The organism is Streptomyces sp. NPDC059989, assembly GCF_042736975.1.
Taxonomy (GTDB): Bacteria; Actinomycetota; Actinomycetes; order Streptomycetales; family Streptomycetaceae; genus Streptomyces.
The window spans coordinates 162,357-178,012 of record NZ_JBHWUO010000016.1; the positions used below are offsets into that span (position 1 = coordinate 162,357).

Below are 15,656 nucleotides of genomic sequence, written 5' to 3' on the forward strand. Positions count from 1 at the left end.
GTCTCGTGTCTGGTGGGTGGGTGCGGGGGCTGACCGGTGAGGCGGATGTCCCTGTCGCGGCGCGTGGCCTGCGGGGGTCAGCCGTTCGAGGGCTTGCCGAGGCACTCGATTCCCTCCGGGCCGCCGACGGAAGAGCAGGGGACGCGTTGCAGGGGCGGCTCCTGCGGCGTCGGCATGCTGGTCACACCGGGAGCGAGGTGAACCCTGGGGAGCTGGGCGAAGGCGCCGGCCAGGGCGCCGGTCGAGCCGCCGTCGCTCACGTCGGTGCTGGACAGACCGATGTACCGGCCGGTCGTGAGGTTGAGCCTGCACGTCCTCGTGCCGTTGGCGTACATCTCCTGGCGGCCGCCGTCCTCGTCGATGCCCCTGCCGTTCGGGTCGAAGGGGCTGGGGGAGGCGGGCCCTTCGTCGCAACCGAACCACTCGGGTTCTCCGTTGAAGGGACGGGGCAGGCCCCGGGCAGTGCCCGTGATCTTGGCCGTGAGGCTCATTTTGGTGTGGAGGGGGACGACGAACGCGCACGCGCGGGTGGGCGATGGTTGCTGGTTCTGGCTCGTGTTCGGTTCGAGGTTCAGAGGCGGTTGGACACAGGGTTTTGTATCCGGTGCGTCGGGGGTGACGGTGACCTCGAAGTCGGTCGCCCCCAACTGGACGTACACCAGGGCCTTTTGCGCCTCAGTGGTCGACCGGCCGCCGGTCCGCCGCAGGCACTCCCGTCTGGCGGCCTCGTCGCCGGGGCTGGTCGTCGTGGCGCACACGGTGCGTTCGCTGTCGGCCTTGACGGTGCATCCCGCGGAGGAAGGGCCTTCGTCGCATCCCCAGTAGACGACGTTCACGCCCTGCGGGAGAGGTTGGGCGGGGATGACCTCTACGGGTCCCTGCTTGCCCCTGACCACCTGTGAGACCTTCGTGCAGTCGGTCGTGCCGGTGCCGCTCGGGCAAGGACCTTCCGGAGTGCCGGGCATGTCCTTGACCTCGAAGAGGCTGGTCGCGACGTGCACGTGCAGGGGGACGGTGGGCGGGGTCGCGGCGGGACCGCCGCCCGTGCCCAGGACCATCACGGTGCCGACCGCCGCTGCCGCGAGCAGCGAACCTCCGATCACCACCTTGGCGAACAGGGAAATGCCGACCGGATCCACGGGTGGCACGGGGGCTCCCGGGCCCGGCGGCGACGGATTGGGGGCACCGGTGCCGTCCGCAGGGGGAGCGGAGCTGTGGTGCGGGGTTCCGGCTCCCGATGATGGCTCGGTGGGGCCTGCCGACTGGCCGCCGTCGGTCCCGGTGTCGGTTCCCCCGCCCGTGTCCGAGCCCGCGTTGTCCGGGCCCGGGCCGGCGTCCGTGTTAGAGCCCGCGTCCGTGTTCGAACCCGCGTCCGTGTTGGAACCCGCGTCTGTGTTGGAGCCCGAGTCCAGGTCCGTGCCCGGGTCCGCGTCCGTGCCCGAATCGGAGCCCGGCAACGGTGCAGGGCCGGGCGCGGTCAACGCCTGGGCGCCTTCGGCGATGGCGGCGCTGGTGGGGTCACCGAGGGCGTGCCAGGCTATCGCCGCCGCCCCGAACGCGGCGGCGGCGGCAACACGCTTGCCGGTCAGCCACGAGCGCACGCCGGATTCGTACGTGAAGTACGCCTGGGCACGTTCGTCACCGGCCTGGCGGGCGGAGGCCAGCCCCCGGGTCAGGATCCGGTCCCATGCGCCCCAGCGAAGGGAGCACGCCATACCGGGGGCGGCGGCCCGAGTGAGAGCGACGCCCAGGTCCGGCCTGCCCGCCCGGCCGATGGCGTCGGCGAGTCCGGCGATCAGAAGACTGTGGTCGGCCAGTGCGGCCGGACCGGTCCGGCGGGCCGACACCCACGCGGTGAGCCGGGCCACAGCCTCCGCGAGCTGCTGGGGGCCGAGCGCGAGATCCTCCGGCAGTGTGCCGCTCGGAACGCCGGCCAGGCGGACGTGCGGCCCGGTGAGGTTCAGCACTCCCAGCCCGGCCAGCCGGCCGACGGCTTCCTCGACGGCCGTGGTGGTGGCATCCGGTACCAGCAGGGTGAGCACCTCGACGGTGGCTTGCGCCTTCGGTGCCATCGCGAGGAGCGCCAGGACCTGCCGGGACAGCCCGCCGAGCCTGGCCACAGCCCTGCGCAGCAATTCGGGGATCTCGGCCGGTGCCGGCAGCAGGACCATCCCGCCGTCTGCGCCGGGGCGGGCCAGGGCGGCCGCCCTGATCAACGCGAAGGGATTGCCCTCGCTCGCCTGCCACAACGCGGCCGCCGTGTCCGCCTCGGCGGGTAACAGCGGACGTTCCAACTCCCGTGCCAGCAGCTGCAATCCGGCCGACGGGGACAGACCGGCAAGGGCAATCGCCTTGCCCTCCCCCCACAGCAGGCGCTCGCGCGAGCTGAACGCCACGGTGCCGGACGGCAACGTGTCCTGCAGCCGGGTCAGCTCCCCAGCGGGCAGGTCGAGGTCGTCGACGACGACGCAGAGGCGGAGCCCGGCGAGGAGGCGATGCAGTTCCCCGTCGCTCGGGCGGTATCCCGGGGCGTCGTAGCAGGCCTCGAAGACGCTCTGGGTCAGGTCGTCGACGTCCTTGCCGTGCCCGTCGAGGAACACGACGCCGTCGTGGTGGCCGATCTCGAACACCGCCTGCCGGATCAGGGTGCTCTTGCCGATCCCCACGGGCCCGTGCACCCCAGCCGGTTCGTTGCCGGTGATGCTGCCGACCAGCGAGGCCAGCTCTGTGTCCCTGCCGAGCAGCGGCCGACTGGCACGGCGCGGCAGGCGTTCTATGCGTTCGCGGCGTACCGGCCTGGGCCGCTTGGCCGGCCCCACCACCGTGACGGCCGAATGCGTCGCGTTCACGACGATGCTCAAGACGTCGTTGTTGTCCCCGGTGACGAATTGGCCGACGGCTTCGCCGCCCACTGACAGGTTCCGGTCCCCACCCGTCATTGTCTCTCCCGCCCTTGGCGTACGGAACGTCCCTGCCAGCATTCCGCTTCGGCGAACCCCGCGACACCGGAATGGCACACTCCTTGTCGCCGCCGAGGAGATGAATCGTTTGCTCTGAGTTGCTACATCCACCCTGGCCGCAGCGGGCCGTTCAGCCGCAGGAAATCGCAGCCCGCTCGGCCGCACTGCGGAGTACACAGAATTCATTGCCTTCAGGGTCCGCGAGGACGGCCCAGCCCGCGCCGTCGGGTTCCCGGCGATCGGCGACGAGGGTGGCACCCAGGCCCAGCAGCCGCTCGACCTCCTCCTCGCGCGATGTCTCCGGACGCAGACACAGGTGGATCCTGTTCTTGACCGTCTTCGGCTCCGGCACCTGGTTGAAGTACAGCAACGGTCCCTCCGGCAGCGGCACCTCGGTCTCAGGGTCACCCGGTTTGGCCTCCGGGTGCAGCGGACGACCGAGCACCTCGCTCCAGAATCGGGCCAGCCCATAGGCATCCGCACAGTCGATCGCCACGTTTTGCACCACTGAGACCATGCACAGGAGTCTGCCCCGCCCAACGGCCGACCCGCCACCACATTGCGCCGGGGCTGCGGCAGCACTTCGTCACACGCCCTTGGTATCGCGGCCCATCGGCACGGTGTCGGGGAATCCGGACATCGTCCGGTCCGCCGCAGACGGCTCCGCCCGTCCGGCGCGGTGTGGCCGGGCTGATGGGCGGCGTGTGGCGGGGCGCGGGGATCGCAGTATCTGGCCAGGAGGTGTGTCGGGGAATGCGGTGGGCGCGTGTTGGCCGTATCGCGTCCTGCTGCCCCCGCAGCGCCCGTGGTGGCATGTGCATGCCGGATTCCGTGCCCGTCCGCACGAATGGAGAACCGAAGATGCCGCTCCGCAGAATGGCCGTCGGCGCCGCTATCGCGGTGTTGTCGGCCGTGGCCGCCCCCGCGCAGGCCCAGGCCGACTTCCCCGACATTCCGCCGCCCGGCCGCATTACGGTCGATGTGGTCGGGGTCAATGGTTCGGGCTGCCCCCAGGGGACCGCGGACGTCGCCACCGCCTCGGACAACACCGCGTTCACCGTCACCTACAGCAATTACCTGGCGCAGACGGGAGCCGGCTCCGGCGGTACCGAGTTCCGCAAGAACTGCCAGCTGGCCCTGCGGATCCACGTCCCCCAGGGGTTCACGTACGCCATCGCCCGCGCGGACTACCGCGGCTTCGCCCACCTCCAGCGCGGGGCCTACGGCCAGGAGCGCGCGAACTACTACTTCCAGGGCACCCCCCAGACGGCCCGTTCGACCCACCAGTTCAACGGCCCCTTCACGGACAACTGGCAGGCCGCCGACCAGACCGAGTACGCCGACCTGGTCTGGGCCCCCTGCGGCGAGGAGCGCAACCTCAACGTCAACACCGAACTGCGGGTCTACGCGGGCACGTCGAGCCCGCAGGCGCTGAGCTTCATGAGCATGGACTCGACGGACGGGAGCGTCAGCACCGTCTACCACTTCGAGTGGAAGCAATGCCCTGCGGCCTGAAGCCGACGCGTGAGCGCGCGAGCGCTGGAAACCCGACCCGACAGTCAGGAGTGACAACGATGTCTCATCCCCTGTCCCGCACCCGTACCCGCTCCCTGCTCATCGGTGGTGCGGCCGCCGCCCTGATCACCGCGTCGACACCCGCCGTGGCCGCGGGCCCGATCACCGCCCCGCCCGACAAGATCGTGATCGAACTCGCCACCGTGAACGGCTCCGGCTGCCGCGAAGGTACCGCCGAGGTGGCCGTCGCCCCGGACAACACCGCCTTCACGGTCACGTACAGCGACTACCTCGCCCAGGTCGGCCCGGGCGCCCCGCCGACGGCCTTCCGCAAGAACTGCCAGCTGAACCTTCGCGTTCACGTGCCCTCCGGCTTCACCTACGCCATCGTGCAGGCCGACTACCGCGGATTCGCATTCCTCCAGCCCGGGGCGTGGGGCCAGGAAAGGGCGAGCTACTACTTCCAGGGAATGCCGCAGACGTCCCAGCGGACCCACCAGTTCAACGGCCCGCTCAACGACAACTGGCAGACGAGCGACAAGACGGAATTCGCCGACCTGGTCTGGGCCCCGTGCGGTGAAAAGCGCAATTTCAACATCAATACCGAACTGCGCGTGAACGCCGGCACGTCCAACCCGCAGACGTCCACGAGCTTCATGGCCATGGACTCCACCGACGCCGGCGTCAGCACCCTCTACCACCTCGCCTGGCAGGTGTGCCCCAACCCGAGGAAGGCGTAGCGCAGGGCGAGGGGGTGCGGGCGGGGGCCGGACCGGACGGGTCCCGGCCCGCACCCCCTTCCTGTCGCCCCGGCAACGGCTTTAAAATGCACGACAATTATGCCCAAAAGCTGACTTTCTGTAGCCTGAGCTGGTCGGATAGCAATGACACGGCGCCTGGCACGGCCCGCCGACGGTCGGCGGCGATTCCAGCGTGCCGAAAGGAACGTCTCGTGATCCGCACCCGTTATGCCGCCGCTCTGGCCACCATGGCCGTTACCGCCCTCGCGATCAGCGCGAGCCCCGCCTCGGCGGCACCCGGAGACACGCTCACCATGTGCTCCAGCACGCTCACCCCCGACGGCTGGGTGGACGTCCAGTGGTGGAACAGCGGCGGGTGCGGCTCCGGCTTCACGCCCAACACCAAGCAGATCAAGGACCTCAGGGGCTACCCGGTCGGCACCCAGGTCAACGCCTGCGCCTCCACCTGGCCGCCCGCCGGCTGGACCATCACCAGCACCTACTACTCGAGCGGCTGCCGCTACTCCGCCGTCCCGAGCTTCAACCCCAATACCTGGACGCTGAAGCGCACTTCCTGACCTCGCGCCTCGCGCCTCGCGCCGTAGTCGCCCTCTGCCGGCGACTACGGCGCTCAGTGCTGTAGCCGGCCCATCTGCTATTGCCCGGCGCGCCCGCTCGCGAGCGGCCACTCGCGGTTGAGGGTGCCCAGCGGGATACGGTGCTGGATGACCGGCGTGCCGAACAGGGACAGTTCGAAGTGGAGCTGTCCGCTCAGGTCGAAGCCGCCGTACAGCGCCCAGGATCCGCTCACCGCGCTCTTGCCGTCGGTGGACGCGCTCGCCTTGACGTCGGCCTCACCGCGCACGTACGGGGCGAAGTCGGCGCTGACGCCGACGGCCCCGTACAGGCCCACGGACGCCTCGGCGCCGAGGGCGCCCTTGACGCGTCCGGCGGCGGTGACGCCGGCCTTCACCGGGGTGCTCTGTACGGCCGACGTGCTGACCGGGGACCAGCCCTGCCCGGCGGCGTAGCTGCCGCCGACACGGAAGTCGCCCTTGACGTCCTGCTGGACGTCGAGGGTGACGCGGCCGTCCGCCTCCACCTGGACGTAGCAGGTCAGGTCGAGGTTGACGACGACGGGCACCGGGCCCACCTGGATGACGGGGGCGCTGTGCAGTTTGGCGAACGGGATCCGCTTGGGCGCGTCGCCGGTGCTCGCTGCCGCGCGGCCCTTGAGCGCCCACTGCGAGGACCAGTCACCGCTCAGGCCGAGGAAGGCGGACTTCGGGCCGAAGCCGCCGCCCGAGCTGCCGTCGTACGAGAACTCCACCCGGGGGGCGAGCTGGACGAAGCCGGACACCGAGGCGCCGGCCGAGGCGGGGGCGTCCTTGGCGGTGTCCACCGCGGCGTTCACGTCGAGCCGCAGGCTGCCGAGGGGCAGCGTCGCGCCCTGGGGCCCGAACCGCGCGCCCTGGCTCTTCGCCCAGGAGAAGGTGACGCCCTTCACGAGCGGCTCGACGGTGACCGAGGCCGGGTCGACCGGGACCTTCCCGTCGGCCTTGTCGTCGTCGAGTACGGAGGCCAGCGTCGTGGCAGCGGTTTTGACCTCGGTGCCGCGGTCGGTCTTCCCGACGACCTCGGTGACCTTCGCGAGCAGGCCGTCGGGGGCGCCGGGCGCCGGTGCGCTGGCGATGACGTCGCCCACCGCCACGGGCTTGTCGGGTGCGGGGGAGTGGCTGGGTGCACCGGTCTGCTTCTGAGCGGCGGGCGTGGATATGACGGCCCGTCCGCTCGCCTTGTCGTAGGAGGCGACCTGCAGCGAGGACTTTTCGGGCCGGCCCTTGCCGTCACCGCTGCGAGCCACGGCAGTCGGTGTGGGCGATCCCTGCGGAGCGGCGGCCACGTCGAGTTGCTGCGAGCCGTTGGCTGCCGGCGCGGTGGTGGCGGCGCTTTCCGGTGTGGCCGCGCTGGTGTGCGCTGGTGAGGAGCAGCCGGTGGCGGCGAGCGCAAATGTGGTCAGGCTGGGAAGCAGGAGGCGTCTGGCGAGCGTGCGCACGTAGCTGTGACCTTCGTATGGGGGGAGGGAAGGAAGGTGTTACCCGCAAGTAACGTGAAGGTTGATCATGCCATGCGTGCGCTGCGGCAGTCATCTTGAGATCCGGCCAACTCGCCTCGTGCGCAGGATGGTTGAGGCTTCACCCATGTGTGACGTGCTCTCGTCTCACACTTGCCCGCCGAGTCCCGCGCCTGCCTGCGGCCCGCACCCCCTGGGCGGAAAGGCTGAGCCCGGGTTTGCAGCGGACCACCGGGTGGCAGGTCGGCGACCTGCGGGTGGATGCGGTGGCCATGCGGGTCTGGCGCGGACAGGAGGAGGTCGAGCTCACCGCGAAGGAGTTCGCCGTCCTGACCTGCCTCGGCCGAACGAGCCGAGCAGGTGGTGGCCAAGCCGGAGTTCTTTGGCCGGCCGCTTGCGTAGGAAGCCATCGCCCCTACGGTGTGATGCCCAACGACCGGATGAGCTGGGCGAGTTCTTCGCGGAAGAGCTTTTCCGGGTTGAGGGCCTGGGTCCGCAGGTGGCCGTAGATCTCCAGTGACACCAGGCCGTGCAGGTGGCTCCAGATGCGCAGGGCGAGGGCCACGGCGGCCGGGGGCAGGTCGGGGAAGGCCGGGCGGACCTTGTCCAGCAGGCCGGGGTCGAAGTCGGACCACTCGAAGTCGCCGTCGGAATAACGGAGTTCGGCGTGCGGCCAGGCCGCCGCGGCGAGTGCGGTGATGCCGGTGCAGACGCGGTGGGCGGCCTCCGGGGCGGCGCCGCCCTCGGGGGGCCGGTAGCCGGGGACGGGGTCGCCGTAGATGAGGCGGAAGCCCTCCGGATTGGCCAGCGCCCAGTTCCTGAAGGCGTGGGCCCATGCCTGGATCCGGGCGGCCGGGTCCTGGGCGGGGGCGGCGTCCCAGGCGGCGTCCACGGTGTCGGCCAGTGCGGTGTACACATTGCCGATCAGCGTGGTGACCAGGTCGTCGCGGGTGGCGAAGTAGCCGTAGATGGCGTTGGCCGTCATGCCCATCTCACGGGCGATGGCCCGCAGCGTGATCGCGTCCGGTCCCCCCGAGGCCATCAACTCCAGCGCGACCTTCTTGATCTCGGCGGTCGTCTCGGCCCGCAGTCGCTCGCGGCGCCCCTTGATGTTCCCCACGCTTCCCATGACTGATCACTCTACAGCGTCACAATATTGGGACCCGTATCAATACTTCACGCCGTATAGTCTCTGCGTGCCGTGAAGATCGGCTGTGGTGCGACGAGCAACTACCCAGGGAGAGCCATGCACATCGGAGTCATCGGAGCCACGGGCGCCATCGGCAGTCGCGTCGTCACCGAAGCCCTCGAACGGGGGCATCACGTCACGGCCTTCAGCCGCGACGCCACTCGGATCGACGAGGACCGGAAGAACGTCGTATGGAAGAGCGTCGACGTCCTCGACGCCGACGGCATCGCCGCCCTCATACCCGGCCTCGACGTCCTGATCAGCGGATACCAGCCCGGAAACGCAGCCAAGGACATCGCCGACACCGTGGCGCGCTCGATCGCCGAGCCCACGGTGTACGCCACTGCCGCGCGAGCACTCCTGAAGGCACTGGAGAGCCACCCCAGGACCCGGCTCATCGTCATCGGCGGCGCCGGCAGCCTGGAGATCGAGCCCGGAGTCGTGCGGGCCGACTCCGACGCACTCCTGCACGAGACCCTCGATGAGATCGGCCTGCCGAGGGAGTACGCCGCCGCGGTGCGCGGCCACCGCGACGCCCTGAACGTCCTGCGCACCTCCAACCGCCTGTGGACCTACTTCAGCCCCGCGGAGGACATCGCACCCGGCGAACGTACGGGCCGGTTCCGGATCGGCGGCGACCAGCCGGTCCTCGACGCGGACGGGCGCAGCCGCATCTCCATGGAGGACGCCGCCGTCGCCCTCGTCGACGAGGCGGAGCTGCCGCGCTTCGTCCAACGCCGCTTCACCATCGGCTACTGACCGACCGGCACCAACCGTTCAGGTGGACCACGGGGACGGCGCGTGCGGGTCGGGCACATAGGCGCAGTAGGTCCCCGTGCGGATGGTGTGGTCGAGGTGGTCACCGAGTGCCGGCGAGGCCTCGCGGAGGCGGCCGATGGCCTTGCGCACGGCCTGGGTCACGGCGGCCCGGGCCCGTTCCGAGGCTGCGCCGGCGTGCCGGTCGCGCCCGCCCAGCCCGACGGCCCGGGCGAGTTCACTGATCAGGAAGTCGCGTTCGAACTCGGTCTGTTCCTGCCGGGCGATGTCGTTGTCGGCACGGGCCTCCTCGATGTCCTCCTCGATCTCGGTGAGCCGCCGCCGGTACATCTGCTTGGCGCCGGCATCCAAGAGGGGACCGGCATCGCCGACGCGGGCGAGCCCGGCGACGGCGCCGGGGTCGTCGCTGTCGGCGGCGACGAGATCGAGGACGTGGAACTCCCGGCCCGGCGCGGCGAGCAGCCGCGCCAGGTGGTGCATGCCTTTGCTGTCGCGGACGGTCACGCGCCGGTCCTCGAAGACGACCCTCCAGTACTCGCCCTCCCGGACGAACGTGTCCGGCTCGGCGGTATCCGTCTCCGTCTCCGTCTGCGTCTGCGCCTGCGGCCCGTCGGCCGCAGGCGCGCGGGCGATCCGTTCGAACTCGGTACGCGCCGCCTCCCTCTCGAGGGCTTCTGCCCGCAGGTTGCCCAGGGCGCCCTGCGCGTCCGCGAGCCGAAGCCGGCACTCGGCCGTCTCGTACGGGGCGCCGACCTCGCTCCAGGCACGGACGGCGTCGGAGAAGAACGCCGACGCGCCGGCCGAATCGCCCTCGGCGAGCAGAACCTCGCCCCGAGCCCGCAGGGCCGAGGCGGCGAGCGCGTTGCTCTCGAAGCGGACGGCCACCTCCGCGAGCTCGCCGGCCGCCAACCGCGCCGTCTCCAGGTCGGCGCGGATGACGGCGATCCTGACCTGTGCGTCCAGCAGCGGTGCCCGCCGCAGCTCGGAGGTGGGCGGCAGTTCCTTCGACGGCACCGGCAGCGGCCGGTCCAGTGCCTCGCGGATCGCGTCGGCCGCGGTGTCGACGTCGCCGCCGGCGAGCCGCACGAGCGAGAGCCCGGGCTCGGGATCCCACCCGAGGCGATGGGCGGCGAGCAGCGCCTCCTCGGCGCCGGCCAGGTTGCCGCGCCGAAGCCGGATCCGGCCCAGTTCCGTCAGCGGCCAGCCGAGCTCGCGTCGCACGTACGGGCGCAGCTCCTCGCAGGCCAGCAACACCTGCTGCTCGGCGTTCACGCACTGCCCCCGCAGGCGCAGGATCTCGGCCCGGTGCACCCGGCAGCGGCCGCGCAGGCTGCCGATCGCGTTCGTGCGCGCCCATCGCTCCATCGCGTCGGTCCACTGCTCGGCCAGGTCGTACTGGGCCATGCCCTGCAGTGCGCACACCAGCTCGCAGTAGACGACTCCGGTCGACAGCGGGTCGAGGTCGCCGGACATCACCGCGGTGCCTGCGTCGTCGAGGAGCTCCAGCCCCCGCTCGACGTCACCGTCGAGGATCACCAGCCGGGCTTGCGCCACGCGCCCGAGCGCCGCGGCCGCCGGATCGGTGTGCGAGCCGGTCTCGATCGCCCGCCCGGCCCAGTCGCGGGCCGCGTCGAGGTCGCCGCTGAGGAGACGCTCGAAGGTGCGTACCACTGCGAACCAGGCGTGAGCGGGGGTCGCCGTGGCAGAGTCGAGGAGGTGTTCCGCGCGACGCAGCCATCCCCGTACCGGCGCCATGAGCGCGGTGTCGAACAGCAGGTGCATGGCGACCCGTACGGCGGCCGCGGCCGCACCGTTGTCCTCGCCGAGCCCGGACAGCTCGCCGTGGAGGCGCTCCCAGGTCTCGATCGTGATGTCGAGATGCCCGGCGGCATACGCGACGCCGGCGAATTCGGCGAGCTCCGCAGGGCCGAGCCCGCCCTCCTCCCTGGCCGCCAGATAGCCGGCGTACGCGTCTGCCCAAGCCCCACGGGCCGCGGCGCTCCGCGCCCGCTCCAGCGCGGACGCGTCGCCGGTGGCATCGGTCACGGAGGTTTCCTTCGAACCGGGGTCGAGACGGTTACGGCGGTAACCGTCTCGCTTACGCCTCCATGGTGAGCCACAACCGCATAGGAGGACATCATGGACACCGTCACGGTCAACGACATCCAGCTGGCATACGAGATCCGGGGGACCGGGGAGCCGGTTCTGTTCATCAGCCCGATCATCCCCGACGGGTTCGTCCCGCTCCTCGCCGAACCGGCACTCACCACACGCTCCCGGCTCATCCGCTATCACAAGCGGGGCTGGGGCGGCAGCACGCACACTCCTGGGCCGGTCTCCGTCGCCGACCACGTCGCCGATGCCATGGCGCTGCTCGACCACCTCGGCATCGACCGGGTTCACGTGGCCGGTCACTCGACCGGCGCGGCAGTCGCCGCCCAGATGGCCCAGGACCACCCCGACCGCATCGCCACGGTCGCCCTGCTGGAGCTCTCCCTGCTGTCGGTGCCCGCGGGCGCGGCGTTCTTCGCACAGGCGGCGCCGGCGTTCGAGGCCTATGCGGAAGGGGACGCGGAACGCGCCCTCGGGCTGTTCCTGTCCCTCGCCGGCGGAATGGACCGGGATCGCTGCCGGGCCCTGCTCGACGAACGCATACCGGGCAGCGTCGAGCAGGCGGTCAAGGACGCCGACACGCTCTTCGGCGTCGAGCTGCCGGCCCTGGCCGAGTGGCGGTTCGGTCCCGACGACGCCGCGGCCATCCGGCAGCCCGTGCTTTCCGTGCTGGGCAGCGAGACCCGCCCGCTGTGGGTCGAGGTCGCCGCGTTCCTCCGCTCGGCCGTGCCCGATGTCGAGGAGTGCGTCATCGACGGCGTGGGCCACCTGCTCCACATCGAACAGCCCCGGCCCGTCGCCGAAGCCCTGGCCCGGTTCCTGGCCCGGCACCCGATCACATCGTGACGGGCAGCGCGCGGGGCCATCGGATCCCGGCCCCCGCCGGGAGATCAGTCCGGCGGGGGCCAGGGCCCGGCGAGCAGCCGTTCGGCCTCCGCGACGATCGCTCCAGTCAGCTGCTCGCGCGTGCCGTTCCGGACGGCCGCCCAGTCGTTGTACGCATCGACCTTGTCGACCAGCGGCCTCAGCGCGTGCGGCCGGGCCAGCGCACCCCAGCCCTCGTAGGTGATCACGTCACCGCCGGCCCCGGGGGCCAGGCTCCCGTTCACGATCAGCCGGAGCCACCAGCGTACGAGTTCCCAGCGGGCCGCCTCCCAGGGGATACCGGTGTCGTCTACGGGAAGGCCGTCGGACAGACCCAACTCGCTCAGTACCTGGTCGAAAAGCACCCCGGCGCTCTCATACTCGGTGCGCGAGAGGCCGGCGAGCAGCGGAATCGACGCTGCCTCGATGTCGAACATCAGCGCCGTGAGTCCGGCCTCGATCAGCTGCTCCGGGCGGAATTGGCGGCCGATCAGACGCTCCAGTGCCAGCATCCGCAGGTACTCGACAGTCTCCTCCGCGTCTTGGGCGTACGGGGAGTGCGGCGTAGGCGCGGTGACGTCGATGCCCGGACCGCCCTCGACGAAGTACGACCAGAAGTCGACAGTCGCGCGGACCGGGAGATTGCTCGCCCGGCCGGTGAACTCGTTCCGAATGTAGTCGGCGAGGTCGTTCCCGTAGAGGATGATGTCGGTCTGGTGGACGGACAGCACCGGGTGGCCCCACTCACCTGCGGTGCCAGGCAGGTAGCGATGGCTGTAGACGGGGACCAGCTGCGGAACGGTCGACAGCTCGGACCGGGCGGTCTGCAGCGCGTCGGAGGTCGCTGAGGGCCTCGGGCTCCAGGCAGGATGCCAGAAGCCGTTGTACTCCACGTCGAAGAGCACGCCTTCCACCGGTTGGGAGAGCCGCGAAGCCAAGTCCTCGTGGTCGCCATGGCGCCAGTCGGGCCAGCTTCGCGAACCGTGCGGCAGCCCGGCGGCGAGGAAGACCCTGTGGTCCGCCGAGAAAGCGAAGCCGAACCGTGCCTCGACCGCATCGAGTTCCCGCTCGCTGAGGCCCGGCCCGATCTCGGCTCGAAGCATCTTCTGAAGGTCCCTGGCGGCTTCCGGGGTCAGCGGCGGGGGTGACTGCTCGGTCATCCCGGCAGCTTAGCCACCGGTACGCAGACGTGATGAGTCGCCCGAGCCCGGGCCGGACACCCTCTGAGTGCGGAGCTCCGGTGACCGGGTTCGGAGGCACCGAGGAATACCGGGTGGCCGCCTTCAAGAACCCGAATGGTCTGCGAAGACGGCCCCCAGAGGGTCCTCACCCTCGGTCCACCAGACATCCAGTCTCTGGCGGACCAGGACCCAACCCTTGTCCTCCCGGCGGAACTCCCAGTCGTACGGCCCGCCCATGGCGTGGGGGCAGGCGGCCGTCCTGGGTGCGGGGTCGGTCACGAATGGCGTTCGCGTCGGCGGCGTAGGGGATTTGGGGCATGCCGGTGCCCCTCGCGAAGGGGTCGCGGGTCACTGGGCGCTCGCGGCGGGCCGGACCACGATCTCGTTGACGTCGACCCGCGCCGGCTGGGAAACGGCGTACGCGATGGCCTCGGCAATGGCGGAGGCGGGCATCGCCACGGCGCGGTAGGCCTTCATGGCCTCCCTGGCAGCCGGGTCGCCGATGCCGTCGGCGAGTTCGGACTCGGTCACGCCCGGGGAGACGAGCGTGACGCGGATGCTGCCGTCCGGGGACTCCTGGCGCAGTCCCTCGGAGATCGCGCGGACGGCGAACTTGCTGGCGCAGTAGACGGCGGCCGTCGGTGAGACCTCGTAGGCGCCGACGGAGGCGATGTTCACGAAGTGCCCGCCGCCCTGGGCGCGCATCGCGGGCAGGGCGGCGGCAATCCCGTGCAGGACACCCCGCACGTTCACGTCGATCGTCCGGTCCCACTCGTCGACCCGCAGTGCGGCCAGCGGCGAAAGCGGCATCACGCCCGCGTTGTTGACCATCACGTCCACTCGGCCGTAGCGCTCGCGGGCGGCTGACACGAAGGCGTTCACGTCGGCGGCGTCCGTGACGTCCAGCGGGCGGAACGCCGCGGTACCGCCGGCGGCGGTGATCTCGCGGGTCAGCGCGTCGAGACGGTCGGTGCGGCGCGCGCCGAGGAACACGCGGTGCCCATCGGCGGCGAGCCGACGGGCGGTTGCCTCCCCGATGCCGCTGCTCGCTCCGGTGATCGCCACGACCTTGGCTGCATCTGTCATTGCTGTTCTTCCTCTCAGGGGAACGGGGGCCAAAAGGCGGCAGGGGCAGGAGAGTTCGCCCCGCTCGCACCACCGAGTCTGGGCGGGCCGCGGCGCACCGGCCAGGACGGGTGCTGCCTGGGTGCACCGCACCCAGGCAGCACCTCGTCGCCGTCGCCTAGCCTGACGGCATGCCCGACAACCAGCTGGGAGAGTTCCTCCGCGCCCGCCGAGCGGGCCTGCGCCCCCAAGACGTCGCCATGCCCTCCCACGGCGTGCGCAGGGTCACCGGACTGCGCCGGGAAGAGGTCGCGGTCCTGGCCGGAGTGAACGCGGACTACTACACGCGCCTGGAGCAGGGACGCGAACGCCACCCCTCGGCCCAGGTGCTCGACGCCCTCGGCCGCGCCCTGTGCCTGGACCCCGACGCCCACGCGCACCTGCACCAGCTGGCCGGGACGGCACCGGCCGTCCCGCTCACGCCCACCGCCCCGGACCAGATCGGTCCCGCCCTGCGCCAACTGCTCGACGGCTACCAGGGCGCCCCGGCGTTCGTCATCAACCGGGCCCTGGACGTCCTCGCGGCAAACGCCCTCGCCGAAGCCCTGTACTCGCCCTTCGAGCCGGCTGACAACCTCGCCCGCATGGTCTTCCTCGACCCGGCGGGACGGCGGTTCCACACCCGGTGGGCCCACACGGCGCAAGCCGTCGTCGGCCACCTGCGCCTGGCAACCGGCCTCGAGCCCGACAACCCGCGCCTACGGAGCCTCATCCGCGACCTCGCCGGGCACAGCGCGGACTTCACCCGCCTGTGGAACACCCACGCCGTGCAGGGCAAGACCTCGGACGCCAAACACTGCCTCCACCCGGACGTGGGCCCCCTGACCCTCACCTACCAGGCCTTCGACGTACGCGGGGCACCGGGCCGGCAACTCATCGTCTACCAGGCCGAACCAGGCACCCCCAGCGCCCAGGCCCTCACCCTCCTCGGCACCCTCCACGCCACCGCGCAATGGTGTTGAAGTGGCGCGTTCCGTCGCCGACCAGTGAGCTTCTTCGATGTGGCCACCGATCGGGTGACGGTCCGTGAAGCGAAACGAGCGAGGCCCCCGGGCTGTTGATCGAGATGTCTGACGTCTCAATTACGTTGCTCGGGGGGACTCGTTGGTCGTCCATCCT

Annotated in this window: 13 protein-coding genes; 6 read left to right on the forward strand and 7 right to left on the reverse strand. The window is 71.0% G+C overall.

What is annotated here, in order from left to right:
• Positions 1 to 77: 77 nt before the first annotated feature.
• Positions 78 to 2,861, reverse strand: coding sequence for a hypothetical protein (locus tag ACFWBN_RS17135; RefSeq protein ID WP_385177281.1), 2,784 nt, complete (start codon positions 2,859 to 2,861; stop codon positions 78 to 80).
• A gap of 229 nt (positions 2,862 to 3,090) precedes the next feature.
• Positions 3,091 to 3,477, reverse strand: a complete 387-nt coding sequence (locus ACFWBN_RS17140; RefSeq protein ID WP_385177283.1) for a VOC family protein — start codon at positions 3,475 to 3,477, stop codon at positions 3,091 to 3,093.
• A gap of 344 nt (positions 3,478 to 3,821) precedes the next feature.
• Between ACFWBN_RS17140 and ACFWBN_RS17145 the strand changes: the two genes are divergently transcribed.
• From ACFWBN_RS17145 to ACFWBN_RS17155, 3 genes are all read left to right on the forward strand, one after another.
• Positions 3,822 to 4,475 (forward strand): DUF4360 domain-containing protein, encoded by a 654-nt coding sequence (locus ACFWBN_RS17145; RefSeq protein WP_385177285.1) that lies wholly within the window; start codon positions 3,822 to 3,824, stop codon positions 4,473 to 4,475.
• Between the two features lie 59 nt (positions 4,476 to 4,534).
• Positions 4,535 to 5,215, forward strand: coding sequence for a DUF4360 domain-containing protein (locus ACFWBN_RS17150; protein WP_385177287.1), 681 nt, complete (start codon positions 4,535 to 4,537; stop codon positions 5,213 to 5,215).
• A gap of 212 nt (positions 5,216 to 5,427) precedes the next feature.
• Positions 5,428 to 5,793 (forward strand): hypothetical protein, encoded by a 366-nt coding sequence (locus ACFWBN_RS17155; protein ID WP_385177289.1) that lies wholly within the window; start codon positions 5,428 to 5,430, stop codon positions 5,791 to 5,793.
• Positions 5,794 to 5,870: 77 nt separating this feature from the next.
• On the opposite strand, the gene ACFWBN_RS17160 is transcribed toward ACFWBN_RS17155, so the two are convergent.
• Together ACFWBN_RS17160 and ACFWBN_RS17165 are read right to left on the reverse strand one after the other, a co-directional pair.
• Positions 5,871 to 7,271, reverse strand: a complete 1,401-nt coding sequence (locus ACFWBN_RS17160; protein WP_385177291.1) for a hypothetical protein — start codon at positions 7,269 to 7,271, stop codon at positions 5,871 to 5,873.
• 433 nt (positions 7,272 to 7,704) lie between these two features.
• A complete protein-coding gene (locus ACFWBN_RS17165; protein ID WP_385177293.1) occupies positions 7,705 to 8,418 on the reverse strand; it encodes a TetR/AcrR family transcriptional regulator in 714 nt (237 codons plus the stop codon).
• 117 nt (positions 8,419 to 8,535) lie between these two features.
• Between ACFWBN_RS17165 and ACFWBN_RS17170 the strand changes: the two genes are divergently transcribed.
• A complete protein-coding gene (locus ACFWBN_RS17170; protein WP_385177295.1) occupies positions 8,536 to 9,237 on the forward strand; it encodes an NAD(P)-dependent oxidoreductase in 702 nt (233 codons plus the stop codon).
• 18 nt (positions 9,238 to 9,255) lie between these two features.
• Here the strand turns inward: ACFWBN_RS17170 and ACFWBN_RS17175 are convergent, their stop codons facing one another.
• Positions 9,256 to 11,301: a transcriptional regulator gene (locus tag ACFWBN_RS17175; protein ID WP_385177297.1), complete on the reverse strand. Its 2,046-nt coding sequence runs from the start codon at positions 11,299 to 11,301 to the stop codon at positions 9,256 to 9,258.
• A 93-nt stretch (positions 11,302 to 11,394) separates the two neighbouring features.
• Between ACFWBN_RS17175 and ACFWBN_RS17180 the strand changes: the two genes are divergently transcribed.
• Positions 11,395 to 12,213, forward strand: a complete 819-nt coding sequence (locus ACFWBN_RS17180) for an alpha/beta fold hydrolase (RefSeq protein ID WP_385177300.1) — start codon at positions 11,395 to 11,397, stop codon at positions 12,211 to 12,213.
• 44 nt (positions 12,214 to 12,257) lie between these two features.
• Here the strand turns inward: ACFWBN_RS17180 and ACFWBN_RS17185 are convergent, their stop codons facing one another.
• A complete protein-coding gene (locus ACFWBN_RS17185) occupies positions 12,258 to 13,391 on the reverse strand; it encodes a hypothetical protein (protein ID WP_385177303.1) in 1,134 nt (377 codons plus the stop codon).
• 369 nt (positions 13,392 to 13,760) lie between these two features.
• Positions 13,761 to 14,498, reverse strand: coding sequence for an SDR family oxidoreductase (locus ACFWBN_RS17190; protein ID WP_385177305.1), 738 nt, complete (start codon positions 14,496 to 14,498; stop codon positions 13,761 to 13,763).
• Between the two features lie 170 nt (positions 14,499 to 14,668).
• Here ACFWBN_RS17190 and ACFWBN_RS17195 point away from each other — a divergent pair, with 170 nt between their 5' ends.
• The gene (locus ACFWBN_RS17195) at positions 14,669 to 15,499 is read left to right on the forward strand and encodes a helix-turn-helix transcriptional regulator (RefSeq protein ID WP_385177307.1); all 831 of its coding nucleotides are present in this window, start codon (positions 14,669 to 14,671) and stop codon (positions 15,497 to 15,499) included.
• The last annotated feature ends 157 nt before the right edge of the window (positions 15,500 to 15,656 follow it).